General features: G+C 57.9%; 28 protein-coding genes and 1 tRNA gene. 8 read left to right on the forward strand and 21 right to left on the reverse strand.

Translation table 11 applies throughout. The annotated features are described in order from the left end of the window. Positions 1–96: 96 nt before the first annotated feature. The 4 genes from JL015_RS17330 to JL015_RS17345 all read left to right on the forward strand — a co-directional run bounded on the left by JL015_RS17330 (position 97) and on the right by JL015_RS17345 (position 3706). Positions 97–1827, forward strand: a complete 1731-nt coding sequence (locus tag JL015_RS17330; protein WP_201019336.1) for a copper resistance system multicopper oxidase — start codon at positions 97–99, stop codon at positions 1825–1827. A gap of 10 nt (positions 1828–1837) precedes the next feature. After that, a complete protein-coding gene (locus tag JL015_RS17335; RefSeq protein WP_201019396.1) occupies positions 1838–2710 on the forward strand; it encodes a copper resistance protein B in 873 nt (290 codons plus the stop codon). A 52-nt stretch (positions 2711–2762) separates the two neighbouring features. Then, the gene (locus tag JL015_RS17340; RefSeq protein WP_200999842.1) at positions 2763–3251 is read left to right on the forward strand and encodes an RNA methyltransferase; all 489 of its coding nucleotides are present in this window, start codon (positions 2763–2765) and stop codon (positions 3249–3251) included. Between the two features lie 77 nt (positions 3252–3328). Beyond that, complete coding sequence (locus tag JL015_RS17345; RefSeq protein ID WP_200999843.1) at positions 3329–3706, forward strand: YgaP family membrane protein; 378 nt, start codon at positions 3329–3331, stop codon at positions 3704–3706. A 5-nt stretch (positions 3707–3711) separates the two neighbouring features. Here JL015_RS17345 and JL015_RS17350 read toward each other — a convergent pair whose 3' ends face one another. Further along, positions 3712–4161, reverse strand: coding sequence for a YcgN family cysteine cluster protein (locus JL015_RS17350; protein ID WP_201019337.1), 450 nt, complete (start codon positions 4159–4161; stop codon positions 3712–3714). 216 nt (positions 4162–4377) lie between these two features. Between JL015_RS17350 and JL015_RS17355 the strand changes: the two genes are divergently transcribed. Further along, on the forward strand, positions 4378–4971 hold the full coding sequence (locus JL015_RS17355) for a nitroreductase family protein (RefSeq protein ID WP_201019338.1): 594 nt from the start codon (positions 4378–4380) through the stop codon (positions 4969–4971). Positions 4972–5058: 87 nt separating this feature from the next. Here the strand turns inward: JL015_RS17355 and JL015_RS17360 are convergent, their stop codons facing one another. The 11 genes from JL015_RS17360 to dapA form a co-directional block, all read right to left on the reverse strand. After that, complete coding sequence (locus JL015_RS17360) at positions 5059–5991, reverse strand: D-2-hydroxyacid dehydrogenase (protein ID WP_201019339.1); 933 nt, start codon at positions 5989–5991, stop codon at positions 5059–5061. Between the two features lie 84 nt (positions 5992–6075). Next, entirely contained in the window at positions 6076–6369 is a 294-nt protein-coding gene (locus JL015_RS17365) for a YcgL domain-containing protein (protein WP_200999847.1), read from the reverse strand. Then, entirely contained in the window at positions 6366–7499 is a 1134-nt protein-coding gene (gene rnd / locus JL015_RS17370; RefSeq protein WP_201019340.1) for a ribonuclease D, read from the reverse strand. The genes JL015_RS17365 and rnd overlap by 4 nt, the downstream gene beginning before the upstream one ends. 205 nt (positions 7500–7704) lie before the next feature. Next, positions 7705–9354 (reverse strand): phosphoethanolamine transferase, encoded by a 1650-nt coding sequence (locus JL015_RS17375; protein ID WP_122321996.1) that lies wholly within the window; start codon positions 9352–9354, stop codon positions 7705–7707. 237 nt (positions 9355–9591) lie between these two features. Beyond that, a complete protein-coding gene (locus JL015_RS17380) occupies positions 9592–11283 on the reverse strand; it encodes an NAD-dependent malic enzyme (RefSeq protein WP_122321994.1) in 1692 nt (563 codons plus the stop codon). A 344-nt stretch (positions 11284–11627) separates the two neighbouring features. Beyond that, the gene (gene gvpU, locus JL015_RS17385) at positions 11628–12095 is read right to left on the reverse strand and encodes a gas vesicle accessory protein GvpU (RefSeq protein WP_025261196.1); all 468 of its coding nucleotides are present in this window, start codon (positions 12093–12095) and stop codon (positions 11628–11630) included. Positions 12096–12259: 164 nt separating this feature from the next. Further along, positions 12260–12349 (reverse strand) — tRNA-Ser (locus tag JL015_RS17390). Between the two features lie 92 nt (positions 12350–12441). Further along, positions 12442–13152, reverse strand: a complete 711-nt coding sequence (gene purC, locus JL015_RS17395) for a phosphoribosylaminoimidazolesuccinocarboxamide synthase (RefSeq protein WP_122320392.1) — start codon at positions 13150–13152, stop codon at positions 12442–12444. A gap of 28 nt (positions 13153–13180) precedes the next feature. Next, complete coding sequence (locus tag JL015_RS17400) at positions 13181–13939, reverse strand: MBL fold metallo-hydrolase (RefSeq protein ID WP_122320391.1); 759 nt, start codon at positions 13937–13939, stop codon at positions 13181–13183. Next, positions 13940–15055 (reverse strand): outer membrane protein assembly factor BamC, encoded by a 1116-nt coding sequence (gene bamC, locus JL015_RS17405; protein ID WP_201019341.1) that lies wholly within the window; start codon positions 15053–15055, stop codon positions 13940–13942. 18 nt (positions 15056–15073) lie between these two features. Further along, positions 15074–15952, reverse strand: a complete 879-nt coding sequence (dapA, locus tag JL015_RS17410) for a 4-hydroxy-tetrahydrodipicolinate synthase (RefSeq protein WP_095067464.1) — start codon at positions 15950–15952, stop codon at positions 15074–15076. A gap of 326 nt (positions 15953–16278) precedes the next feature. Here dapA and JL015_RS17415 point away from each other — a divergent pair, with 326 nt between their 5' ends. After that, a complete protein-coding gene (locus JL015_RS17415) occupies positions 16279–16842 on the forward strand; it encodes a glycine cleavage system protein R (protein WP_200999852.1) in 564 nt (187 codons plus the stop codon). Positions 16843–16851: 9 nt separating this feature from the next. Continuing rightward, complete coding sequence (locus tag JL015_RS17420) at positions 16852–17325, forward strand: peroxiredoxin (RefSeq protein ID WP_200999853.1); 474 nt, start codon at positions 16852–16854, stop codon at positions 17323–17325. A gap of 45 nt (positions 17326–17370) precedes the next feature. Here JL015_RS17420 and JL015_RS17425 read toward each other — a convergent pair whose 3' ends face one another. Both JL015_RS17425 and JL015_RS17430 read right to left on the reverse strand, forming a co-directional pair. Further along, positions 17371–18441 carry an AI-2E family transporter gene (locus tag JL015_RS17425; protein ID WP_200999854.1) on the reverse strand — a complete coding sequence of 357 codons (1071 nt, stop codon included), beginning with the start codon at positions 18439–18441 and terminating at the stop codon, positions 17371–17373. A gap of 35 nt (positions 18442–18476) precedes the next feature. Continuing rightward, on the reverse strand, positions 18477–18728 hold the full coding sequence (locus JL015_RS17430; protein ID WP_201019342.1) for a sulfurtransferase TusA family protein: 252 nt from the start codon (positions 18726–18728) through the stop codon (positions 18477–18479). Positions 18729–18876: 148 nt separating this feature from the next. Between JL015_RS17430 and JL015_RS17435 the strand changes: the two genes are divergently transcribed. Further along, the gene (locus JL015_RS17435; RefSeq protein WP_201019343.1) at positions 18877–20310 is read left to right on the forward strand and encodes a M48 family metalloprotease; all 1434 of its coding nucleotides are present in this window, start codon (positions 18877–18879) and stop codon (positions 20308–20310) included. A 62-nt stretch (positions 20311–20372) separates the two neighbouring features. Here the strand turns inward: JL015_RS17435 and nadA are convergent, their stop codons facing one another. The 7 genes from nadA to JL015_RS17470 form a co-directional block, all read right to left on the reverse strand. Further along, the gene (gene nadA, locus JL015_RS17440) at positions 20373–21431 is read right to left on the reverse strand and encodes a quinolinate synthase NadA (RefSeq protein WP_200999857.1); all 1059 of its coding nucleotides are present in this window, start codon (positions 21429–21431) and stop codon (positions 20373–20375) included. 363 nt (positions 21432–21794) lie between these two features. Further along, positions 21795–23015, reverse strand: a complete 1221-nt coding sequence (gene rluB / locus JL015_RS17445; protein WP_200999858.1) for a 23S rRNA pseudouridine(2605) synthase RluB — start codon at positions 23013–23015, stop codon at positions 21795–21797. Positions 23016–23200: 185 nt separating this feature from the next. Further along, positions 23201–23392, reverse strand: a complete 192-nt coding sequence (locus tag JL015_RS17450; RefSeq protein ID WP_200999859.1) for a DUF1289 domain-containing protein — start codon at positions 23390–23392, stop codon at positions 23201–23203. 28 nt (positions 23393–23420) lie between these two features. Continuing rightward, positions 23421–24182 (reverse strand): SMC-Scp complex subunit ScpB, encoded by a 762-nt coding sequence (gene scpB, locus JL015_RS17455; protein ID WP_201019344.1) that lies wholly within the window; start codon positions 24180–24182, stop codon positions 23421–23423. A 15-nt stretch (positions 24183–24197) separates the two neighbouring features. After that, positions 24198–24896, reverse strand: a complete 699-nt coding sequence (locus tag JL015_RS17460) for a segregation and condensation protein A (protein ID WP_176767540.1) — start codon at positions 24894–24896, stop codon at positions 24198–24200. 119 nt (positions 24897–25015) lie between these two features. Continuing rightward, entirely contained in the window at positions 25016–25645 is a 630-nt protein-coding gene (locus JL015_RS17465) for an L-threonylcarbamoyladenylate synthase (protein WP_200999861.1), read from the reverse strand. 13 nt (positions 25646–25658) lie between these two features. Continuing rightward, positions 25659–26522 (reverse strand): PHP domain-containing protein, encoded by an 864-nt coding sequence (locus JL015_RS17470; RefSeq protein ID WP_201019345.1) that lies wholly within the window; start codon positions 26520–26522, stop codon positions 25659–25661. Positions 26523–26529 lie beyond the last annotated feature (7 nt).

Consider the following 26529-nt stretch of genomic DNA (forward strand, 5'->3'; position numbering starts at 1 on the left):
GGGTCTGCAACCTGACTGAAATGTAATCACCCGCCCTGCCCCGTTATGGCATCGTCCCGTCAGACAAGCACGCAACTGACTGGATACAACCTCTGCATGCACTCCAAGACATCAAGACGAACCTTTGTGAAGGGGCTGACTGCCGGCAGTCTGCTGGGCGGTATGGGGCTTTGGCAAAGCCCTGTCTGGGCCATCAGCGGCGCGGATGAACCCAAGGTGCTGGCGGGGACCGAGTTCGATCTTTTCATCGGCGAAATCCAGGCCAATATCACCGGCACACCAAAAACGGCCATGGCCATCAACGGCGGCATCCCCGGCCCCCTGCTGCGCTGGCGTGAAGGCGACACCGTGACGCTGCGGGTGAAAAACCGGCTCAAGGAAAACACTTCCATTCACTGGCACGGCATCCTGCTGCCCGCCAACATGGACGGCGTTCCGGGCCTCAGTTTTCAAGGCATCGAGCCTGATGGCATGTATGTCTATCGCTTCAAGGTCCGGCAGAACGGCACTTACTGGTATCACAGCCACTCGGGCTTTCAGGAGCAATCGGGGGTGTATGGCCCGCTGGTGATCGATGCCAGGGAGCCTGAGCCCTTTCAGTACGAACGCGACTACGTGGTGATGCTAACGGACTGGACGGATGACGATCCGGTCAAGCTGATGAAGAACCTGAAGAAACAGTCGGATTACTACAACTACAACAAGCGCACGGTGGGTGATTTCATCCACGATGTCAGCGAGAAAGGCTGGGGCGAGGCGGTTGCCGATCGCACGATGTGGGCCGGGATGAAGATGAACCCGACCGACCTGGCCGACGTCAGCGCTGCAACCTACACCTACCTCATGAACGGAAAGGCACCGGACATGAACTGGACAGGCGTATTCAAAGCGGGCGAACGGATTCGGCTGCGCTTTATCAACGGCTCGTCCATGACCTACTTCGACGTGCGGATTCCCGGCCTGAAAATGACCGTGGTCGCTGCCGATGGCCTGCACGTCAAGCCGGTCAATGTGGATGAGTTGCGCATCGCCGTTGCCGAGACCTTCGATGTCATCGTCGAACCTACCGAAGAGGCTTACACCCTGTTCGCCCAGTCCATGGACCGCAGCGGCTTTGCCCGAGGCACGCTCACTCGAAAAGCCGGTGCAACGGCACCTGTGCCGCCTCTCGACCCGCGCCCGCTGCTGAGTATGGACGATATGGGAATGGATCATGGCGGCATGGATCACGCAAAGATGGCCGCGATGGATCACAGCAACATGGCAGGCATGAATCACCATGACATGCCAGGAATGGGCAACATGCAGTCCCACCCGGAAACGGAGAAGAACAATCCGCTGGTGGACATGCAGGCCATGAAAACCACTCCAAAGCTGGACGACCCAGGCATCGGCCTGAGAAACAACGGCCGCAGGGTCCTGACCTATGGGGATCTGCGCAGCACCTTCGAGGACCCGGACGGGCGCGAGCCTGGACGCACCATCGAACTGCACCTCACCGGTCACATGGAGAAGTTCGCCTGGTCTTTCAACGGCGTGAAGTTCTCGGATGCCGAGCCACTGAAGCTCAAATATGGCGAGCGCATCAGGGTCGTGCTGGTCAACGACACCATGATGACTCACCCCATTCACCTGCATGGCATGTGGAGCGATCTCGAAGACGAGAACGGGCAGTTCATGGTCCGCAAACACACCATCGACATGCCGCCCGGCTCAAGACGCAGTTATCGTGTCACCGCCGACGCCCTTGGGCGCTGGGCCTATCACTGCCATCTGCTGTACCACATGGAAATGGGCATGTTCCGTGAAGTGCGTGTGGAAGAATGAGAACCTCATGATGAACAGAATCTTTCACCCTTCGCGCCTGTCCGGCCTGCTTGTGGCGCTGGCTCCCTTGATGGCAACGCCTGCTCTGGCTTCCGACATGAGCGGCATGGACCATGGCAGCCACGCCATGCACCATGACCACGCGCAGCCCGTGCAATCCACCTCAGGCCAGAGCCGTACGCCAATCCCCGAACTGACGGATGAAGACAGAGCGGCCGTTTACACCAGCCATACGGGCCATATGGTCCACGATGCCGCCATCAACACCTTCGTCCTGGCCGACAAACTGGAATGGCAGGACGCAGACAAAGGCAGCCCCCTGGCCTGGGATGTCAAAGGCTGGGTCGGCGGTGATATCGATCGTCTGTGGATACGCTCCGAAGGCGAGCGCACCAATGGCAAGACAGAAGATGCCGAAATCCAGGCGTTGTGGGGTCATGCGATCAGCCCATGGTGGGATCTGGTCGCGGGTGCCAGGCAGGACTTCAAGCCCGGCGATCCACAGACCTGGGCCGCATTCGGCATTCAGGGCATGGCACTTTCCAGCTTCGAGGCCCAAGCCACAGCCTTCATCGGCGAAGCTGGCCAGAGCGCCGCACGCCTTGAGGGCGATTACGACCTGCTGCTGACCAACCGGCTCATTCTGCAGCCCACGGCCGAACTCAACATCTACGGCAAGAACGATCCACAAAGAGGCATTGGTTCTGGCCTGGCCAACACCGAAGTCGGCCTGCGGCTGCGCTACGAAATCCGCCGGGAATTCGCGCCTTATATTGGCCTGAGCTGGAACCGGACTTACGGCAAGACGGCTGATTATGCTCGTGAGGAAGGCGAAGACCGTAGCGAAGCGAAGTTGGTGATGGGTGTCAGGATGTGGTTCTAGCGCTTTTACGTTCTGCCGTATACTTGCACGTTTTACCCAGAGCATCCTCCAAGTGGCAAATAAACGGTACGCCTGCATCGGTCTTTACAACCCGAAATCTCCGGAAAACGTCGGCTCGGTGATGCGGGCGGCGGGTTGTTATGGCGTGGCTTCGGTCTTCTACACTGGCAAACGCTATGAGCGCGCGCGGGACTTCATCACCGACACCAAGAAGATTCATCAGGATATCCCGCTGATCGGCATCGAAGACCTCAAGAGCATTCTGCCGCTGGGCTGCATTCCGGTCGCGGTGGAACTGGTGGACGGCGCGCGCGCCCTGCCCGAATACACTCACCCGGATCGTGCCCTGTATATCTTCGGCCCGGAAGACGGCTCGCTGGATCAGGAAATCCGCGACTGGTGCGAAGACGTGGTCTACATCCCGACCGAGGGCTGCATGAACCTGGCGGCGACCGTCAACGTCGTGCTCTATGACCGCATGGCCAAGGGCGTGAACACCCGTTCCGGTCCACAATTCGGCCGGGAAAAGCTCGACCGCTGATGAAAATGCAGTGAACAGTTTCATCGATGGGCAGTCAGTTTCGTTGAAGCCGACTTATCACATCATGGAGAAGCATCATGAGCGACACCCCGATCATCGATAGAATCGACACCCCGCGGCTGCACAACCATCCACAGCAGAACGTCCAGGGCTGGGAGCGTGTAGGCTCTCTGGCGGGCGGCGTGACACTGATGGGCAAGGGACTTCGCCGTGGCGGCATCCTGGGCCTTGTGCAACTGGCCATCGGCGGTGCCGTGCTGGCACGCGGCATCACAGGACACTGCTCGGCCAAAAGCCTGATCGAAAAAAGCCGCAGCAACCTGCACAGTGCGCGCTCGGATATCGAACGCGCGGGAGCTGAGTTGAGACAACTCAAGGACAATGCAGAGCGGGCCGCCAGAAGCACGGTCATCAACGGCATCGATGCCTTGAAAGATCCGAAAACCGACGTCTGAACCCCTTAGCCGGCGCGGAAAATCAGATAGTCCTCCCAGTCTTCCTCGGGCACGCTGTTCTCACTGAGCATGCGGCCCGACTGGGAGATGCGCTCGTGATGCACAGCTTCGCGATCACCGCACACCAGATGGTGCCAGAGCGGTAGATCCTTCCCTTCGCTGACCAGACGATAACCGCAGGTGGGTGGCAGCCATTTGAACTCATCGGCCTGCCCGGCGGTGAGCTGGATGCAGTCAGGTACAGACGCCCGACGATTGCTGTAATCGGAGCACTGGCAGGTTTTCAGGTCCAGCAACTTGCAGGCGATTCGCGTGTAGTAAACGCTGTTGTCGTCTTCATCTTCCAGCTTTTGCAGGCAGCACAGGCCGCAGCCATCACACAACGACTCCCACTCGTCCTTGTCCAGTTGTGCGAGTGTCTTGCGTATCCAGAAGGGTTCAACTTTAGCGGCCATGGTTCGGACAACGGTATCAGCAATGAAAAGGCCGCCAGTCTAGTGTCACATTGGGTGCGGGCCAAGCAATTGCGACTACCGGTATCCAACAACTTCACTTGTCAGCCATAAAACAAAACAGTAGCGTTAAGGCGATTTTGACGGCTCAAGACGATGCCTGCCGACCACGGCCCATACGTCAGGCTCACTTCAACCCCTCGTAATGACAGGATGTTCATGAGCATTAATCCACGCATCGCAGACCATACCATCGCCCCACAATTCACCAATCGCTGGTCGCCTCGCGCCTTCACCGGTGAAAGCATTTCACAGGAAACACTGCTGAGCTTCTTTGAAGCCGCACGCTGGGCACCTTCGGCTTACAACTCGCAGCCATGGCGCTTCCTGTACGCTCGTCGCGACACGCCAAACTGGGAGCGTTACCTGGGCCTGCTCAATGAGTTCAACCGCAGTTGGGCACAGAGCGCTTCGGCACTGGTGATCGTCATCTCCAAGACAACCTTCGCCGCACCGGGCGCAACCGAAGAAAGCCCGGCAACCACACACGAATTCGATGCCGGTTCCGCGTGGGGATACCTTGCCCTGCAAGCGAGCCTGAGCGGCTGGTACACCCACGGCATGTCAGGCTTCGACAAGGAACTGACCCGCAAGGAGCTGAACATTCCAGAAGGCTATGCCCTGCATGCAGCCGTGGCCATCGGCAAGCTGGGCGACAAGGCGATCCTGCCCGAATACCTGCAAGGCCGCGAAGTCCCAAGCCCGCGTAAGCCGGTAGAAGAACTGGCGGTCGAGGGTGATTTTTCGTTGTAGGTTTCAGAGTTGTAAGCTGTAAGCATCAAGCTGCAAGCCTCAAGCTTTTGACTTGTAGCTTGTAGCTTGCCACTTGCAGCTCCCCGCTCAATACCCCCGCGAAAAATCCACTTCTCCGCGCAGCGGCTCACCCGCCTGAAATGCCTTGAGGTTATCGACGAACAATTCGGTCATGGCCACCGGCGATGTCGGTGCCGAGCTGTGGCCGGTCAGCAGCAGGCCATAGGCGGTCCAGAAAGGATGACGCTGCGGCAACGGCTCCTGACGACAAACGTCAATCACCGCACCCGCCAGATGCCCTTCCTTCAAGGCCTCCACCAGATCCGCATCGACCACCGCCACACCGCGCCCGACGTTGATGAACAACGCCGAGGGCTTGAATGCCGCGAACAGTTTCGCGTCGTACAAATCGTGGGTTTCGGGTGTGTTGGGCAGCAGATTGATCACGTAATCCATGTCGCCAACCATCTGTTCCAGATCCGCCAGGGCACCGACTTCAATAAACGGCTCCTGCGTTCGCGCCTGTGAGGCGACGCCGTAGACCTGTACACCAAAAGGCACGAGGAACTGCGCGACACGCTGGCCGATATCTCCCGCGCCAACGATCAGTGCCTTGCGACCGAACAGGCTCTGGCCCGGACGGTTGTCCCATTTGCGCTCGACCTGGCTCATCAGGCGAGCCAGCACTTCACGTTCGTGACCGAGCATGTAGGTCAGCAGAAACTCAGCCATGACCTGACCGAAAATACCGACCGCCCGCGTCAACCGATAATCCCTGGATACGCCTTCAGCCAATAACGGAGTAATCCCCGCCCAGGTCGATTGCAACCATTGCGGCTTGTGGCCCTGACGTAACAGATTGGCGAGCAGATCAGGCTGTCCCAGCCAGACCGGGCATTCGCTGGCCATGCGAGACAGCTCGGCCGAGTCGCCGCTGCTCATGATTTCAACTTCAGGCGCTACCTTGCGCAACAGTTGGGTGTAGATAGGGTAATCGTGTTCGGCAATCAGAACGCGCATGTTTCAAAAACCTTAAAAACGGGACAAACAACCTGCAACAGTCATGGGCCGGTCAAAGCCGGCGCCACCGTGCGGCACAACGGATCAGACAGGATCGTTGCGACGCAACAACTCTTCGGGCAAATGCTGGATGTATTCCTCTTCGGCAGGCGGCATCTGCAAGTGATAGCCCTGCTTGTCGAGGTTCTCAAGCACCTTGTTGATATCTTCACGAGCCAGCGCCCGCTCGGGGCTGAGCACCAGGTCGAAAGCATGCTGAGGCGTGCCGAACGCAGCCAGTAACTCTACCGGTACACGCTTGAGCACATCGCTCTTGAGCACATACAGGTACATCTCGTTCTTTTTCGGACTGCGATAAATGGAGCAAATACGTTTCAAGGCTGTTCTCCTGCATTGGCCAGGCTGTCGAGCAGCGCCTGTCCCATTAACTCGCGGCGCCAGCCACGCAGCGAGTCTGGCAATGTATAGGGACCATCGGGGTAGCCGCTCTTGAGCAGCACTTCGAGAGTCTTCTTGCGCAGCATGACCTCGGGGGCAATATCCAGTTGCTCGGCGTACTGCTGACCGATGGCCCGCAAGCCTTTCAGAATGCCGGAAGCCTCGATCGGCAGCGGCTCGGGCAACGCCGCAGGCCATTGATCCGGCGGCAGGCTGCCGGACTTTCTGATCAGTTCCAGCAGGAACTCACCATCCTGGCGCACCGTACGCGGATGCATGTCTTCGATTCTGGCCAGCGCTCCAAGGTTGTCTGGCTGAGTCCTGGCCAGCGGCCACAATGAGTGCTCACGCACAATGCGATTGCGCGGCAGGTTGCGCGAACGCGCCTGTATCTCGCGCCATGCACACAGCTCACGCAATACCGCCAGTTGAGCACGCGACAACTTCCAGGCCAGCTTGGCGTCACGGTAAGTCTCGTAAGGATCGACTTCACGGCGCAGATTGGCGACCAGCTCCGCACCATCCTCAAGAACCCAGAGGTATTTGTCGTCCGAAAGACGTGGCCTCAGCAGAGTGAAAAGCTCAGCCAGATGCACGGCATCTTCTGCCGCATAGCTGATCTGGGTTTCCGACAATGGGCGTTGCAGCCAATCGGAGCGGGTTTCGCCCTTGGGCAAGTCGATGTTCAACACCTCCTGCACCAGACGCGAATAGCCCATGGAAAACCCGATGTTCAGGTAAGCGGCCGCCAGTTGGGTGTCGAACAGCGGAACCGGCAGGCTGCCCGTCAGGCGCAACAGGACTTCCAGGTCTTCGCTGCAAGCATGAACCACCTTGATGACGTCGGGGTTTTCAAGCAATGCGGACAGAGGCGTCCAATCGCTGATGAGCAGCGGATCGATCAGCCAGGCGCTGGAACCGTCGCCGATCTGTAGCAGCGCGGCAATAGGGTAAAAGGTGTCGACCCGCATGAACTCGGTGTCGAGCGCGACAAATGGCAGCGACTGCCACTGCGCGCACTGTCGGGCGAGGCTGTCGTCGTCGCGAATCCAATGAATATCGATGGCCACACGGCTCTCCCTTGATCAATGGCGCGCAGTATATATCGCCATAGGAGGTTTATCGCGCATCTGCCCTGAAACTCTTGGATATCTTCACCCAGATCGCCGACAAACAGCAGGTCGGCCATCCTGGCCGACGATGCGCTTCGGGCCGCGCCCTGCACCGCCATGTTCTTCACAGCGACTACCCGCGCCTCACGATCAGGGATATTGATTACCTGTTATCGGCCACACCATTACCGATCGAACTTCTGCAACCGGAAAACATATCAAGGCTCGGGTCATAGACCTTGGTGTCGACTTTCAACAAACCCAGCATGGAGTGAAAGAGATTATCCTGGCTCAGTGGTGCATTCCGCTCTTTTGCCAGGCATTCCGGATTGACGGCAAAAGACTTCTGATAGTTATCGGACAGCCACACCATCATCGGTACATGCTTCTGTTGATCCGGCGCCAACATATAAGGAGTGCCGTGCAGGAACAGATTATATTCGCCCAACGACTCACCATGATCCGAGAGATACAACATGGCGGTATCGACTTTATCCTGACGACTGCGCAACATATCGATCAATGTGGACAGCACGTGATCGGTATATAAGAGGGTATTATCATAACCGTTGACAATACTCTCACGACTGCAGTTGTTCAGCGCATTGCTTTCACAGACAGGCGTAAACTTCTCGAACGCCTTTGGGTAACGCTTGAAATACTCCGGCCCGTGGCTGCCCATCTGGTGCAGTACCAGTACGGTGTCTTTATCCAGACTGTCGATAAACGTGTCGAGCCCTTGCAGCAGGATCTCGTCCCGGCATTCATTGTTGGCGCACAGTAACGGGTCCTTGAGGTTGCTGACATCCTGGAAAGCAACGCGGTCACACGTGCCTTTACAGCCAGACTGGTTATCGCGCCATATCACTTCAAGACCTGCACGTTTCAGCACATCCAGCAGCCCTTCCTGATTGCGCGCCCTGGTCGCGTTGTAATCCTTGCGTCCCATATTGGAAAACATGCAAGGCACCGACACTGCCGTCTCGGTGCCGCACGAATACACATCGGTAAATGCCACCAGACCGCTCTGTTTATTGAGCTTTGGCGTGGTGTTGCGGCCATAGCCCAGAATGCCGAAATTCTCCGCCCGGGCACTTTCACCCACCACCAGGACCGTCAGGGATTTGCGAGTATGCGTCGACCAGTCCGGCGAGCGCCTGGCATCTTCGCCAATTGCCAGAAACGGACGCCGGGACGAAATGATCTGCTCGCTCAGATAGCCAACCGAGGCACCAATATAGTTGCTCGGCACGACCATCAGGCGCAGCTCATGGTGATTGCGAAACAGCGACGACAGCCCCTGATAATTCGCCAGCGCGACCCCACCAATCGACACCGAGCAGATAAAACAGACCAGCACCTTGCTGAACAGCTCACGGTGCCAGCGGCGATAGTTGATCGGGGTTTGCCACAGCAATACTGACGGCAGAAGCCCCAGCAGGACGATGTAAATCACCAGTTTCAGGGACAGCAGGCCTTGAACTTCGGTAGGATTGGTTTCCGCAAAGTTACGAAACATGCCGGCATCAATCATGACGCCGTATTCGCTCATGAAATAAGAAACAGCAGCACTGGCAAAAAACAGAAAAACCAACACCGGCTTGAGTACACGTCTGAATGAAAACAGTGTCAGAAAAACATTGAACACGCAAAAGATCATCACACCAAAAGCAATGCGCATGGCAATACCTTTACTGCTCCCTCCCGTGATTTCAAAAAGATGCTGCCAAAGATTGGCGTTATAACCGAACAACAAAAAGGCACTGGCAATCAACGTAACAACTTCTGGACGTACAGCCTTGATTTTCAGCATTGACAGTCTGCTTATATAATTTTTATCGAGTATAGATTGAACCAGACGGCCCATCCATGCGCAGACTTTAGGCGGCATCCTATCAATTTTTTGTGAAAAGAACGCGAATAACTGGTCGAATTAAACTTATTTCATTGTAGGAAAAAACCTTCAAGAAACCCGCACCATAATCCCGGCATAAAAAATGGCCCTTCACGAGCACGCTCGCGAAGGGCCATTCAGTAGTAACGCTTACTGTCAGACGGAGCGACGACGGTAGCCGCGATACTCAGGCACCCAGAAGTTACGCTCGATGGCCTCCAGCAGTACTTCATCCGACGTCTCAAGGGCCAGACCTTCAGCCTGAGCTTCCTTGGCCACAGCCAGAGCGATCTTGCGGCTGACCTGCTGGATTTCCTTGAGCGGCGGCAAAACTGCATCACCAAGCCCGGACACCATCGGCGAGCATTCAGCCAAGGCATTGGAAGCGGCCATCAGCATCCGGTCGGTGATACGCGAAGCCTTGCAAGCCACCACACCCAGACCGATGCCCGGGAAAATGTAGGAGTTGTTGCACTGCGCGATATGCACGGTACGACCATTGATCTCCACAGGCGCGAACGGGCTGCCGGTGGCAACCAGCGCATTGCCATCGGTCCAGCGCAGGATCTCTTCTGGCGTGGCTTCGACTTTGGAAGTCGGGTTAGACAGCGGCATGACCAGCGGCTTGGCACAATGCTTGTGCAACTCACGGATCACTTGCTCAGTGAACAGACCACGCTGGCCCGAAACACCGATCAGAACCGTCGCACCGGCGTGCGTCACCACATCGAGCAACTGCGGGAAAGCTTCACCGCCAGTAGCCCAACCCGCAACATCACCCGCCTTGTGAGCCAGGCGCTGCTGGAAGTCCAGCAGATTATCCATGCCCTCGGTCAGCAGGCCGAAACGGTCGACCATGAAAATACGCTGACGCGCTTCGCTTTCGCTCAGGCCTTCGATCTTCATCGCAGCAATGATGTGCTCGGCAATCCCGCAACCGGCAGAACCCGCGCCCAGGAACACGACCTTCTGCTGGCCAAGGGTCTCGTTCTTGGCCTTGCAGGCAGCCAGCAAGGTGCCCACGGCCACCGATGCAGTGCCCTGAATATCGTCGTTGAAGCAGCACAGCTCGTCGCGATACTTCTCCAGCAGCGGCATGGCGTTGGACTGGGCAAAATCCTCGAACTGCAACAACACATCCGGCCAGCGACGCTGCACGGCCTCAATGAACGTTGCGATGAAATCGTCATATTCCTTGCCGGTCACCCGCTCATGACGCCAGCCCATGTACATCGGGTCGTCGAGCAATTCGCGGTTATTGGTACCGACATCCAGCACGATCGGCAACGTATAGGCCGGGCTGATGCCACCACAAGCGGTGTACAGCGACAGTTTGCCGATCGGAATGCCCATGCCGCCGATCCCCTGGTCGCCCAGACCCAGAATGCGCTCGCTATCGGTGACAACGATGATTTTGATGCGGTCTTTGGTGGCGCTGCGCAGGATGTCGTCGATGCGGTCGCGTTCAGGGTAGGAAATGAACAGCCCGCGGTGCGTGCGGTAGATCTTGGAGAATTCCTGACACGCCTGACCGACCGTCGGGGTGTAGATAATCGGCAGCATCTCGTCCAGATGCGAGTCCAGCAGGCGGAAGAACAGAGTCTCGTTGTTGTCCTGGATCGAACGCAGATAAATATGCTTGTCCAGGTCGCTGGCGCACTGCTTGTACTGGCTGTACACCCTGGTGACTTGCTCTTCGATCGTCTCTACGTTCTGCGGCAGCAGCCCGATCAAATTGAATTCGACCCGCTCTTGCGGGGTAAAAGCACTCCCCTTGTTCAGAAGGGGCATTTCCAGCAGCGAGGGGCCGGCATAGGAAATGTACAAAGGTCGCGAAGTGTTGGTCATTTTTTCTAATCGCCTTTTTTCGTCTACTCATTAATTCTGGGTATCGACCGGGGCGGGCAGCCTGGCTCTCTGTTTCTTGTTCTTCTTCTGGTTGCCAGTTTTCTATCAGGCCATTCCGGGCATAAAAATCGAATGGCCCATATTACCTGCGATAGAGCCGGTTGCGGCATTTTGTCGCGCAAAACATGGCCAAATGATGTCTCAATGTAAAAAACAGACCTCGCTTTCTGACCCGCAAAGGGCATGATTCACGGGTGCACAAGAAGAAATAGTCCCCATGCTGATTCAGTCAGCTCCAAACAAAAAGCCCCGGAAATACCAGGGCCATTCTGCATTTCAGTGGGTCACTTTCGAGCAATCAGACCGATGGTGAAGCCATCGACAGCGGCAATCCTGCCGCGCCACAGCACGCCCGCATCGCAGATCGGGCTTTCATCGGTCGAGTAGGTTCTGCAGTCCTTCAAATGGATGAAGTGAAACGCTGGAGTATCTTCATTGGACTCACCTGGCTTGAAAGACAGGATCATCTCCTTCATCGACTCGTCAGTACCATTATTGAACTGGGAGAAAGGTGCAGAGATATCTGCTGCCAGTTGCTCAAAGTAGGCGTCATGGGAAATCAGATGGCCGGAAACGAGATTCCCGCCTACCGACAGGGTAATCCCCAGTTCCACCTTGGTGTTTGCAACGAATTTGACAAGCCACTGAAGCAGCCAGTCGATCTGCTTGCCCTGCCACTTGAACTGGGCGATTACATCATCATGACTTTGGCTGGGAGACGGTTGCGATTGTGCCTGGTTTACGTCCGACATCTGATAGCTCCTTGCACCACAAAACGTGAGATTTGGCTCTACCACACCTTAGCTGAAAAAAAGTAAAGGAGCGGTGGGAGGCGGGATTTCTTGAAGATCCGTGAAGCGCACCCCAGAAAACAGAAAAGCCCCGTAGACAGAATCTACGGGGCTTTTCAATGTAATGGCGGAGAGATAGGGATTCGAACCCTAGGTACCGGTGAAGGTACAACGGATTTCGAATCCGTCCCATTCGGCCACTCTGGCATCTCTCCAACGGCGCGCATGATAACAGCATCGGCGCGCAAGGCGAAGCCCTTTACGCTAATTTTTTTCGTGCTATCAAGCGCTTGCGTAACTTTTTGCCTTAAAGCGGGACGCCCAGGCGGTTTGCGACTTCTTCGTAGGCTTCGATGACGTCACCCAGGCCCTGGCGGAAGCGGTCCTTGTCCATCTTTTTACGGGTGTCCTTGTCCCACAGGCGGCAGCCGTCAGGGCTGAATTCGTCGCCCAGGACGATCTCGCCGTGGAATACGCCGAACTCGAGCTTGAAGTCGACCAGCAGCAGGCCTGCGTCGTCGAACAGCTTGCTGAGGACTTCGTTGACCTTGAGCGACAGCTCTTTCATGCGGACCAGTTGCTCGGCAGTACCCCAGCCGAATGCCACGACGTGGGATTCGTTGATGAACGGGTCGCCCTTGGCGTCGTCCTTGAGGAACAGCTCGAAAGTGTACGGATCGAGTTTGGTGCCTTCTTCAATGCCCAGGCGCTTGACCAGGCTGCCAGCAGCGTAGTTACGCACGACGCATTCGACCGGGATCATGTCCAGCTTCTTGACCAGGCACTCGTTATCGCCCAGCAGCTTGTCGAATTGAGTCGGAACGCCCGCCTCTTCCAGCTTCTGCATGATGAAGGCGTTGAACTTGTTGTTCACCATGCCCTTACGGTCCAGTTGTTCGATGCGCTTGCCGTCGAACGCCGAGGTGTCGTTACGGAACAGCAGGATCAAGCGGTCAGCGTCGTCGGTCTTGTAAACCGACTTGGCTTTGCCGCGGTAGAGTTCTTCACGTTTTTCCATGATGGGCTCCGCTTGCTAAGTAGTTGGGCTAGGCGATATGTCGCCAGTCGAGCCCTGAATCTTGATCGGCCAGTTCCAGCCAGTCCGGGTCACACCCCAGAGTGTCGGCAAAACATTGCCGGGCCAGATACGGCAGGTTGTTCTTGCTGCTGAGATGGGCCAGCACCAGATGCTGCAAATCCCTCCACCCCAGTTCGCTCACCAGGTTTGCGGCCTGATGATTGTTCAGATGTCCCGTTTCGCCTCCCACCCGCTGCTTGAGAAAGACCGGATAACGGCCTCGGGCAAGCATGTCGCGGCAGTGGTTGGCTTCAATCATCAAGGCGTCCAGGCCATGATAGCTTTGCAACACTTTCGGGCAGTAAGACCCAAGGTCGGTCAGCAGGCCAAAGCGGCGGCGTCCGTCATTGAAGACGAACTGGGTAGGCTCCAGCGCATCGTGAGAGACAGACACCACATCGATGCCCAGCGACCCCACCTGCAGCTTTTGACCACCCTCCACCACCCCGGCGGCTTCGACCGGCTTGCGCATCCCGCGCAAGGTCCCGCGACTGAGATAGACCGGCACATTGTACTGCCGAGACAGCAAACCCACGCCATGCACATGATCTGCATGTTCGTGGGTCACCAGAATGGCACTCAACTGTCTGGCGCTGACTCCCAGTCGCGCCAGACGCCGTTCGGTTTCTCGCAGGGAGAAACCGCAATCGACCAACACGTACGTATCGTTGCTTGCGACCAGCGTGCCGTTGCCACGGCTGCCGCTGCCCAGAACAGCGAAACGCACTTAACCCAGGTTGTCTTGAATGACACTCAAGACCCTGCGAGCGACGTCGGCCGGCGCAACGGTATTGATGTTTTTCTCGACAGTAACCTGCACGCTGTCACCCACCTTGCTCAGGCGGACCTGATAGCGCTCGGCACGGGCTTCGATTTCTTCCTTGCTGGACTTGCTGCCAAACAGGCGACCGAAGAAACCAGGCTCGTTCGCAGGCGTATTCGCCTTTTCTGCCAGGTTGATGTAGTACAGGCCGAGGCTGCGGTTGATGTCTTCAACACGCCATTCGCCCTGATCCAGAGCACGACCGACACTCGACCATGCGCGATCCAGATCGGCACCCACGCTCAGGACCGGGTTACCGCTGCCATCTTCACTCAGCGCTACACGGCTCGGCGTATCGTAGTCACGTGCAGCCACGAGGGATACGGAACCACCCTTCTCGGCGTTACGGCTCATGCTGGCCAGCAGATCGTCGGTCAGTGCGGCATCGAGACCGATATTGGTGGTGCGGGGCGGGAAACCGACATCGGCAGTGCTGCCAGCCGGACGCTCGACGCTGACCACATAGACTTCACTGGTATTGCGCTGCACACCCGGCTCGATACGAACCCGCACGCGGGTTTCGGAACCGGCCGATACACCACTGGCCGTCAGACGTCTGGCGACAGAAGCGGACAGTTCGTCCAGACGCTGCCAGGTGGTGCTGAATTCACCGGTCTGCGGACGCTCTTCAGCGATACGGAAACCGTTGTCTTCAAAGTACTGATGCGCCACCGGCCAGACTTCGGCAGGTGGACGCTGAGCCAGAACCCAGTGGTTATCGCCGCTCTTCTGCAAGCTGAAATCGCTTGATTCGGAGGCTACCGACAGAGGCAGCGGACGAGGCACCTTGTACTCGCCCTTCACGGTGCTGTCAGCCACATTACGAGGAATCGGCAGCAGAGGGTCCAGACGCTTGGCGCTGGAGATGTCGGCAGGCACCTGCATCGGTGCTGTCTGGGATGCTTCCAGATAATCGCTACCGCGATCACGGAAGTAACCATCTTGCCCCCACAGCCAACCGCAACCACTGGTGCTGGAGATAATCAAGGCTAGTGCGGAAAGTCCGGCCAGTCGCTTCATTGCGTAATGCTTCCTCAATTAAACCAATACGCCGGACTGGCGCATGGCCTGACGCAGCGGTTCGTGACAGGCTTCGCTGAGCCAGGTGAGTGGCAGACGGATACCGTCCGGCATCAGACCCATTTCATGCAGAGCCCATTTCACGGGAATAGGGTTGGATTCGATAAACAGGGTGTTATTGACCGGCATGAGCTTTTCATGGATGGCCCGTGCCGTTTCGGCATCGCCACGCATCGCGGCAGCACACAGCTCGCTCATGGCGCGCGGAGCGATGTTGGCGGTCACGGAAATGTTGCCCTTGCCGCCCAGCAGCATCAGCTCAACGGCCGTGGCGTCATCGCCGGAGTACAGCAGGAAATCGCTGCTGACGCCTGCAAGGATGTCCTTGGCGCGTTGCAGGTTACCCGTGGCTTCCTTGATGCCGATGATGTTCTGGACCTTCGACAGGCGCACGACAGTCTCGGGCAACATGTCACAAGCTGTACGCCCAGGCACGTTGTAGAGGATCTGCGGGATGTCGACTGCCTTGGCGATGTGGCTGAAATGCTGGAACAGGCCTTCTTGCGTAGGCTTGTTGTAGTAAGGCGTTACCAGCAGGCATGCATCGGCGCCTGCGGTCTTGGCGTTGGTCGTCAGTTCGACGGCTTCGCGCGTGGAGTTCGCACCAGTACCTGCAATGACAGGGATACGCCCTGCAACCTGAGTGACCACACGACGAATGACTTCGATGTGTTCGCTCACATCGAGTGTCGCCGACTCACCTGTAGTGCCGACGGCAACAATGGCGTTGGTGCCCTCTTGCAAGTGGAAGTCCACCAGTTTGCTCAGGCTGTCCCAGTCCAGACGACCTTGTGCATCCATAGGTGTGACCAGTGCCACCATACTGCCCGCAATCATGCAACCGCTCCTGCCGGAAAAAGAGAGCCGTAATGGTACTGGCGCCATCAGCCTTGTACAAGCGAAGTACCGCACTGTGAGCATTCCCCTGAGCGATGGTTTTCGCTACCCTTCGTCCTTTGATCGGTACTGGTCATCTGCGCACCACGTTCAATCGATCGTTTTTTGCCGCCAACCCCCTTGCGCCAGCGCGTTGCAGCCCTACCATGGCCATGCCATGCAGGCGTACGACGACGCAGCCCGGGTTGGTGTCTTGCAGTCACGATCGTCGAAACAGCCCGGCAGAGCCCAAAAAGTACCGACCGCTCATCGTTTAGGAATGCTGCATGTCGTCCACCCCCACAGTTCGCGAACAATTCCTTGTTATCAGTGCCCTTGGCGCAAACCCTATGGAGCTGACCAACGTCCTGTGCCGCGCCAGCCATGAAAACCGCTGCTCGGTCGTCAGCTCACGCCTGACCCGCCACGGTGAATGCAGCGCGCTGATCCTTCAGGTCTCTGGTAGCTGGGATGCCCTGGCCCGTCTTGAGACAGGCCTGCCGGGGCTGTCGAAAAAGCACGCCTTCACTATCAGTGTCGTGCGCAGCGCCACGCTTGAGAGCCGCCCGGAAGCCTTGCCGTACGTGGCTTACGTCAGCTCGGCCTATCGCCCGGACATCATCAATGAACTGTGCCAGTTCTTCATCGACCACAACGTCGAGCTGGAAAACCTGATCTGCGATACCTACCAGGCACCGCAGACCGGCGGCACCATGCTCAACGCCACTTTCACGGTCACGCTGCCGGCAGGTACGCAGATCAGCTGGTTACGCGACCAGTTCCTGGACTTCGCCGACGCACTGAACCTCGATGCGCTGATCGAACCCTGGCGCCCGCAAGCCCCCATGTAAGGAGTTCTCATGGCTGTTGCAGTAGATCAATCCGTTCCCGATTTCCAGGCGCCCGCCACCAGCGGGCAGGCTGTCAGCCTTTCCGGGCTCAAGGGCCAGCAGGTCGTCATTTATTTCTACCCCAAGGACAATACGCCGGGCTGCACCACCGAAGGTCAGAACTTCCGTGACAGCATTGCGCAGTTCCAGGCGGCCAATACCGTGGTCTTCGGCGTATCGCGCGACAGCCTCAAGGCCCACGAGAACTTCAAGGCCAAACAGGAGTTTCCGTTCGAGCTGATCTCGGACAAGGACGAAGCCCTGTGCCAGCTGTTCGACGTCATCAAGCTCAAGAAGCTGTATGGCAAGGAATATCTGGGCGTTGATCGCAGCACCTTCCTGATCGACAAGAACGGCGTACTGCGCAAGGAATGGCGTGGCGTGAAAGTCCCGGGCCACGTGGACGAAGTACTGGCAGAAGCTCAGGCTCTGAACAAGGCCTGATCATCCGGCCACCTTGCTGCGGCGCGCAATGCGCCGCAGCAAGCGCTACAACATCGGCGCTACGCTCGGCTCATTACGCGGCCAGGCGTCGAGAACGGCCTTGAACAGGGTCGCCAGCGGAATCGCGAAGAATATCCCCCAGAACCCCCACAGCCCGCCAAACAGCAGCACTGCGCAGATGATCGCCACCGGATGCAGATTGACGGCCTCCGAGAACAACAGCGGCACCAGCACGTTGCCATCCAGCGCCTGAATGATGCCGTGTACCATCATCAGATAGATGAACTGATCGCCCCAACCCCACTGAAACAGGCCAATCAGTGCCACCGGCACCGTCACCACGACAGCCCCCACATAAGGCACTACAACCGACACGCCCACCAGCATCGCCAGCAGCGCGGCGTAATTGAGGCCCAGCGCCACGAACGCCACGTAGGTCACACCGCCGCAGATAAATATCTCGATGACCTTGCCGCGAATGTAGTTGGCGATCTGGCGGTTCATTTCCTCGGCAACCCGAGTCAGCAATGCCCGCTCACGAGGCAGGTAGCCGCGCACCCAACGACCGATCATCTGTCGGTCCTTGAGGAAAAAGAACACCAGGATAGGCACCAGAACCAGATAGATCATGAGATTGACCAGCAAAGGCAGGCTGGACAGGGAGAACGTCAGCGCCAGTTGGCCGATCTTGCCGATTTCGCCACGAGCCGCTTCGATGGCTTGCAGCACTTGCACGTCCGAAACCAGATGCGGATAACGCTCCGGCAGCAACAGCAGGAGTGACTGCCATTTGGCGAGCATGCCCGGTAGCTCGTTGAACAAGGTGATCAACTGATGCCAGAGCAGCGGGACCAGCACCAGCAGGAAAACCAGCAACACCCCCATGAACAGGGTGAATACCAGACCGACCGCCCCCACTTCCGGCATGCGCAGGCGCTCCAGAAAGTTGACCACGCCCTGCATCAGGAAGGCCAGAACCAACCCGGCAAGAACAGGAGCCAGCATGCCCCCCAGAGTCAGGACGATGGTGAACGCCAGAAACAACAAGACCGCCAGTACAACCGCTTCCTCATCGGAAAAATAAAGCTGCACCCAATTGCGAAGCACCTTGAACATCAAACATCCTTTTTAGGAGAAAAACGGGCAATGATTTACGCCTTGCGCAACCAATAGCTGTAGATGCCGTCATTGGCCTCTTCATGCAGCAACACATGCCCTGCCAGTTTGGCAAAGGTTCTGAAGTCACGCTGCGATCCCGCATCGGTCGCCGTCACTTTCAATACCGCGCCACTGGGCAGACGGTTGAGCTCCATCTTGGCCTTGAGCAACGGCAACGGGCAATTGAGGCCACAGGCATCGAGTTCTGCATCACAGGCTTCGGGCCGCATTACAGCGTCAGACATCGTTTCTCTCCAGGCGGACACATTGAATTGAAAAGTACTCGAAAAAACACATGCGGACATTTCAGACAGGACGGCAAGAATACCTCACTCTGGTCAGCACGCCATTGAGCCAGCTACAGTAAGGGTTCTCCAGCTCAGAGCCTCGTGCATGAATTTTTTGCGTCCTACACTGCTCACGCTTGCCTGCCTGCTCGCCACACCGAGCATGGCTGATGACTTACCGTCCCTGGGCGACGCCAGCTCTTCCATCGTTTCACCCGAACAGGAACACCAGTTGGGCCGTGCCTGGCTGGGCATGTTGCGTGCCCAGGTGGGCCAACTGTCCGACCCGCAGCTCAAGGATTTCGTCGAAACCTCGGTCTATCGTCTCGCAGAAACCAGCCAGGTCCAGGACCGGCGCCTTGAGTTCATCCTCATCAACAGCCCACAACTGAACGCCTTCGCCGCTCCCGGCGGGATCATCGGAGTCAACGGCGGGCTGTTTCTCAACGCCCAGACCGAAGGCGAATACGCCTCGGTCATGGCCCACGAACTAGCTCACCTGTCACAGCGCCACTTCGCCCGTGGCGTCGAAGCCCAGCAGCGCATGCAGGTCCCCGTAATGGCGGCCATGCTGGCCGGTATCGTCATGGCCGCAGCAGGCGCCGGTGACGCAGGCATCGCAGCCATTGCCGGCTCCCAGGCCGCTGCAATCCAGGAGCAGCGCCGCTTCTCGCGCCAGAACGAGCAGGAAGCAGACCGTATCGGCATCCTGAACCTGGAAAAAGCCGGTTACGACCCTCGCAACATGCCAACCATGTTCGAGCGTCTCATGCGTCAGTATCGGTTCGATGCCAGGCCACCGGAATTCCTGCTGACTCACCCGGTCAGCGAATCGCGGATCGCCGACACCCGCAACCGCGCCGAACAGGCAAAGGCCGGCGGCAAGGAAGACAGCCTTCTCTATCAACTGATGCGTGCACGGGTCGCGCTGATCTATGAAGAAACCCCTGGCATATCCGCCAAGCGCTTCCGTGCCCAACTGGTTGAAAACCCCAACTCCGACTCGGCACGCTACGGGCTGGCAATCGCGCAGATCAAGGCCGGACAACTCAATGAAGCCCGTGAAGAGCTCAAGCCGCTGCTGGCCAAGACCCCCAACGACATCACTTACAACCTGACGCAGATCGATCTGGACATTACCAATAACCGCCTGGCAGATGCCCAGCAGCGGGTTGACCGGATGCTCACACTGTATCCGAACAACTATCCCCTGAACGATGTGCGAATCGACGTACTGCTCAAGCAGAACCGTACCGCAGAAGCTGAAAAGGCACTGGAGTCACTGCTCAAGACCCGATCCGACGATCCGGACATCTGGTACGTAGTGGCAGAAACCCGCGGTTTGAATGGCAACACCATTGGCCTGCATCAGGCCCGTGCCGAATATTTCGCCCTGGTCGGCGACTTTCGACAGGCTATTCAGCAACTGGAGTTCGCCAAACGCCGCGCCAGCAACAACTTCCAGCTGGCCTCACGCATCGATGCCCGGCAGAAGGACCTGATCGAGCAGGAACGAATGGTCAAGGACATGATGAACTGATCGTTCACCGCAACATGAAAATCCCGGCTCGATGGCCGGGATTTTCATTTCAGAAATACCTGTCAGGCATTGCCAGCCTGTTTCATGCGTGCCGCCTGGGTAAAGTCCAGCATGCGCTGCAAAGGACGCACAGCATGGGGGATCAGCGCAGGATCGACGAAAATCTCGTTGCCGCCCTCTCGCAGGCACTGCAAGGTACGCTCCAGGGTGTTCATCGCCATCCATGGGCAATGAGCGCAACTGCGGCACGCGGCACCATTACCGGCAGTTGGTGCCTCGATGAATATCTTGTCCGGGCACAACTGCTGCATCTTGTAGAAGATGCCTCGGTCGGTGGCCACGATAAAGGTCTTGTTGGGCATGCGCTGGGCGGCGGCGATCATCTGGCTGGTGGACCCCACGGCATCGGCCAGGGCAATGACTTCCTCAGGCGACTCGGGATGGACCAGCACGGCAGCTTCCGGATACAGCGCCTTCATGTCTTGCAGTTGCTTGGACTTGAACTCCTCGTGAACGATGCAGGCCCCGTCCCACAGCAACATGTCGGCACCGGTTTCACGCTGGATATAACGCCCCAGATGCTTGTCCGGCGCCCAGATGATTTTCTCGCCGTTATCCATCAGGCTTTCAACGATCTCCAGGGCACAGCCGGAAGTCACCACCCAGTCGGCACGGGCTTTGACCGCCGCCGAAGTATTGGCGTAAACCACCACGGTGCGGTCGGGATGCTGATCGCAGAAAGCGGAAAACTCGTCGACAGGACAGCCGACATCCAGAGAACAGGTGGCTTCAAGCGTCGGCATGAATACCCGTTTTTCCGGATTGAGGATCTTGGCGGTTTCGCCCATGAAACGAACGCCAGCCACCAGCACGGTACTGGCTGAGTGGTTATTGCTGAAACGGGCCATTTCCAGAGAGTCGGCCACACAGCCGCCGGTTTCTTCAGCCAGGGCCTGGATGACCGGGTCGCAGTAATAATGGGCAACCAGCACCGCATCCCGAGCCTTGAGTTCGGCAGCGATCTCGGCGCGGTAATGGGCTTGTTCTTCAATACTCAACGCTTTGGGCTGCTTGGCATCAAGGTGAGCCTGTACCAGAAAGCGTTCGGAAATCTGCGTCATTTTTAGCTGGACCTGAATGCACTTGAGCGCGAGCGGCAAGTTTACACTGGAAAGGCAGGTAAGAAAAAAGCCGAAATAGCTGATTTTCAGGAGTGGCCCAACTTTTCAGGTATCACTCTTCAAGACTGTAAAGCACACGCAACGCAAGCCAGACGCACATCGAGCCCGACTGCAAGAGACTGATTTCCCATTGGTTTGGCTGACCTTCCAAGTAACGAGAATCATTAACATCAATAAATCAATTCATATGCCTCTGACAACTTGGCGAGACAACTTCAAACAAGGCGCATTTATGAGCGCTCATTAAATGAAAGCCATAAAAAAACGCCAGTCGAAACTGGCGTTTTTTATTTACCTGAACACTTACTGCGGCTTGCGACGCCCAAAACCAGGACGCTGACCGGAACCGGCCGGTGGACCACGGCGCTTGCCCGATGGAGCATCATCGTCGACCAGCTTGATACCTGCGCGCTTTGGCGAAGGCTTGGCTGGACGCTTGCTCACGTCACCTGGACGCTCGGCAACCGGCGTACCACGGCCGTTATCGGCAGGACGCGGCGAACGCGAACCTGGTTTACCCGAGTCCTTGCGTGGCGGACGCTGGGTGGAATCGCCACGAGGACGATCACGATCGCTGCCAGTGACCTGCGGCTGACGCGGTGCGCGCTCGCCGGTAGCCGGTGCGCCATTGGCCGGACGCAGGGTCCGCACACGCTCGCCCTTGCCCAATGGACGGGACGACTGGCGCTGCAAACGCTCCAGCTTGTCTTTGGTCTTGGCGTTCATCTGCGGCTGGGCCACAGGCGTAAGGCCGACTTCGGCAGCCAGGATATCGACTTCCTGCTGACTCATTTCACGCCAGCGGCCCATCGGCAGGTCCGAGTTGAGAAATACCGGCCCGTAACGAACGCGCTTCAGACGGCTGACCACCAGCCCCTGGGATTCCCAGAGACGACGCACTTCACGGTTACGGCCTTCCATCACCACGCAGTGATACCAGTGGTTGAAGCCTTCACCGCCCGGCGCCTGCTGAATGTCAGTGAAACGTGCAGGACCGTCTTCAAGGATCACGCCGTTCTTGAGGCGCAACAGCATGTCGTCATCGACTTCACCACGGACACGTACCGCGTATTCGCGGTCCATCTCGAAAGACGGGTGCATCAGGCGGTTGGCCAGCTCACCGTCGGTGGTGAACATCAGCAGACCGGTGGTGTTGATGTCCAGGCGACCGATATTGATCCAGCGGCCTTCCTTCGGGCGCGGCAGGCGGTCGAACACCGTTGGACGGCCTTCCGGGTCGTCACGGGTGCAGATCTCGCCGTCCGGCTTGTTGTACATGATGACGCGGCGTACCGTTTCGGCCGCCTCTTCGCGCTTGATGACGCGGCCGTCAACGGTAATGGCGTCATGCAGGTCTACGCGCTGACCAAGGGTGGCGTCACGGCCATTGACCTTGATGCGGCCCTGGCTGATCCAGGCCTCGACGTCACGGCGCGAACCGACGCCAATACGTGCCAGAACCTTCTGCAGTTTTTCACCTGCGGGTCCGATTTCCTGGCTGTCCTGCGTGTCTTTTTCACTCATCTGGGCACCTCCCGGTGTGTCGAATCAGGGATTGCCGAGGACCGGCAAGACCTGCTGCCGTGCGCGCTGTGGATAGCCGCAAGGCGAAATACTTTAAGCCTGGGCGAAGAGGATTCGCCAAAGGGTCGCGAATCATACGCTCATGCAGCCGGTTGCGCATCCAAGGCTAGTCGAAAATCTGCCGGTCACTTCTTCTTTTTACGACCGGTGGTCTTCAGCTTCGCCAGACGCATGGCCGATTCGGCAAGCACGGTGCGCTTGTCGTCCTTGTCGAGTTTCTTCCAGGCCTTGATCTCCCGCTTGCTGCGACCGCATCCCAGACAGATGTCGTCGTCAAACTTGCAGAGGCTGATACAGGGGTTCTTGGTGCTGCTCATAGGGTCTTTTCGCGAATGAATTCCACCGTCAAACGTCGTCTTCGGGCTCTTTATCGGGTTGTTCGACCAACAGATCATCGAAGTCGGTCTTCAGACCCTGCTCCATGGAGTCGAGTTCAAGCAACAGGCTGCGGAAGCTGGTTTCATCCCGTGGTGCTTCAGGCTCATCTTCATCGACATCCAGGCTGGCATCGGCCAGGGCCTGCAAATGCGCCGGGACCGGCGCATCGTCGAACTCAAGCACAGGCTCGGTCTCCATCTCGCGCAAATCGGCCAGCGGTGGCAGTTCTTCAAGACTCTTGAGGTTGAAGTGATCGAGAAAGCCCTTGGTGGTCGCAAACATGGCGGGTTTGCCGGGCACGTCGCGATAACCCACGATTCTGATCCACTCGCGCTCCAGCAGCGTCTTGACGATATGACTGTTGACCGCCACGCCACGCACATCCTCGATCTCGCCACGGGTAATCGGCTGACGGTAGGCAATCAGCGCCAGGGTTTCCAGCATGGCGCGGGAATAACGCTGCGGGCGCTCTTCCCACAAACGCCCGACCCAGGGTGAAAAACGCTCGCGAATCTGCAAGCGATAGCCTGAAGCAACCTCCTTGAGCTCGAAAGCCCGCCCGTCACAGGACTTGCTCAGCACCTGCAAAGCCTTCTTGAAGACCGATGGCTCCGGGCGCTCGCCCTCCTCAAACAGCTCGTACAAGCGCTCCAGCGTCTGCGGCTTTCCAGAGGCCAGCAGAAATGCTTCAAGCAGCGGGGCCAGTTCGCGGGGTTCATTGAGGTTCATGATTCAGTTCTTGCTCTACTCGGCTCGCGCCCGGACATGGATCGCCGCAAAGGGCTCGTTTTGGACCAGCTCGACCAAGGATTCCTTGACCAGTTCAAGCACAGCCATGAAGGTCACGACCACGCCAAGGCGCCCTTCTTCTGCAGTGAACAACTCGGCAAAAGGCACAAAACCGCCGCCCTTGAGCCTCTCCAGCACATCACTCATGCGCTCGCGGGTCGACAATGCCTCGCGGCTGACCTGATGGCTTTCAAACATGTCGCCCCGATGCAGCACCTCGGCCATGGACATCAGGACCTCTTCCAGACTCACGTCCGGCAACAGCTTGCGCGCCCTCGCTTCGGGCGCATCGAGTTTGGGCACTATCACATCGCGCCCGACCCGCAACAAGCCATCGATCCCTTCAGCAGCAGCCTTGAAACGCTCGTACTCCTGGAGGCGACGGATAAGCTCGGCACGCGGGTCCTCTTCATCCTCTTCCACTTCTGCCGAACGCGGCAGCAGCATCCGAGATTTGATCTCGGCCAGCATCGCGGCCATCACCAGATATTCCGCGGCCAGTTCCAGGCGCACGGTTTTCATCAGCTCGACATACCCCATGTACTGACGGGTGATTTCCGCTACCGGGATGTCGAGGATATCGATGTTCTGTTTGCGGATCAGGTACAGCAGCAGGTCGAGCGGGCCTTCAAACGCCTCAAGAAAGACTTCCAGAGCATCAGGCGGGATATAAAGGTCCAGCGGCATTTGCGTGACCGCCTGCCCGTAGACCAGAGCGAACGGCAGCTCCTGCTGGGCATCGGCCTGGCTGTCTACCGTTTCCAGGTTCGTCATTACGCTTCTTCACCGAACGGCGTGGGATCACCACAGCCGACACGCACGATCTGTGGTTCGCCGTCAGCCAGGCTGATGACCGTGGAAGCCGAAATGCCGCCCATGCCGCCATCGATGATCAGGTCCACCTGATGCTCCAGAATCTGGCGCATCTCATAAGGATCGCTCAGCGGCACGCTGTCACCGGGCATGATCAGGCTGACGCTCATCAACGGCTCGCCCAGTTGCTCCAGCAACGCTTGAGCAATCGGATGGCTGGGCACGCGCAGACCAATGGTACGGCGCTTGGGGTGCAGGATCAGGCGCGGCACTTCACGGGTTGCATTCAGAATAAAGGTGTAAGGCCCCGGCGTATGAGCCTTGAGCGCTCGAAAGGCACCGGTATCGACCTTGGCGAACAGGCCCAGTTGCGACAGGTCGCAGCACATCAGGGTGAAATTGTGCTTGTCGTCCAGTTGGCGCAGACGGCGGATACGCTCGATGGCGCTCTTGTCGCCGATCTGGCAGCCCAGCGCATAGGACGAATCGGTCGGGTACACCACCAGCCCGCCGGCCTTGATGATTTCCGCGGCCTGTTTGATCAGACGCGGTTGCGGGTTCTCCGGGTGGACCTGGAAAAATTGACTCACGGTAACTTCCTGTTCAGACGGAGGCTGGAGGCTGTTCATGTTTGAATCTGCACCACAGTGGCGGCAGATCCTCGGGCAATGGCCGGTATATACCGATCTCGGACCAGGCACCTGGGCCGTGAAAGTCGCTGCCGGCCGTAACCAGCAAGCCGAACTCACGGGCCAGTATTGCCAGGGTCCCGACCTGATCGGCCGGTTGCATGCCATTCACCACTTCGATGGCGTGGCCACCAGCCTGGATGAAATCGGCGACCAGTTTACGCCGTTTACTGCGCGTGAAGTCATAATGCGATGGATGCGCAAGGCTGACCCAGGCACCTGAAGCCCGCAAAGTGGCGACTGTTTCTTCCAGAGTCGGCCAATGCTGCTTCACATCACCCAGCTTGCCCGCCCCCAGCCACTTGCGAAACGCTTCAGAGCGGTCCTTGACGAAGCCGGCACGTACCAGAAAGTCCGCAAAGTGCGGACGGGCCGGTGCATTACCGCTGTCTCCCAGCTCCTGCTGGATCGCCCGGGCACCTTCCAGCGCTCCAGGCATACCTTTTATCGCCAATTTGCGACTGATTTCTTCGGCCCGCAGCCAGCGGCCTTCGTGCAAACGGCTGATTGCATCGACCAGCGCCAGGGCATTCACATCGAATCCGTAGCCCAGAACATGAATGGTCGCGCCGCCCCAGGTGCAGGACAATTCAACCCCGTTGACCAGCTGCATCCCCAGCGAATGCGCAGCCGCACGGGCTTCTTCAAGGCCTTCGACCGTGTCATGGTCGGTCAGGGAAAGGACGCGCACGCCGTTTTCATAGGCACGGGCAACCACAGCCGCTGGCGCAAGAGAGCCATCCGAAGCGGTGCTGTGGCAGTGCAGGTCAACATTCATATTGGGG

This window comes from Pseudomonas cichorii, assembly GCF_015471405.1.
Taxonomy (GTDB): Bacteria; Pseudomonadota; Gammaproteobacteria; order Pseudomonadales; family Pseudomonadaceae; genus Aquipseudomonas; species Aquipseudomonas serbiensis.